Origin of the sequence: Pseudomonas sp. HY13-MNA-CIBAN-0226 (assembly GCF_040310305.1) — a bacterium.
GTDB lineage: Bacteria > Pseudomonadota > Gammaproteobacteria > Pseudomonadales > Pseudomonadaceae > Aquipseudomonas > Aquipseudomonas gregormendelii.
Genome location: NZ_JBEOPS010000561.1, coordinates 1 through 241, shown reverse-complemented (window position 1 = coordinate 241; position 241 = coordinate 1). Strand labels below are relative to the sequence as shown.

1 pseudogene is annotated in these 241 nt (G+C 63.5%); it reads left to right on the top strand.

The features are described from left to right. A pseudogene (locus AAEZ05_RS29915) lies at nt 1-241 on the top strand (8-oxoguanine deaminase); the annotation flags it as partial.

The window sequence follows — 241 nt, the reverse complement described above, 5'->3', positions numbered from 1 at the left end:
CAAGGGCTCGGCGCAGTTGCTGGGGCGCACAGACATTGGCGAGTTGGCCGTCGGCAAGCAGGCCGACCTGGCACTGTTCAAGCTCGATGAACTGCGCTTCTCCGGCAGCCATGACCCCATTTCCGCACTGCTGCTGTGCGGCGCGGACCGGGCAGACCGGGTGATGATTGCGGGTCAATGGCGGGTGATCGATGGACAAGTCGAAGGCCTTGACCTCAAGGGCTTGATCGCCGATCACAGC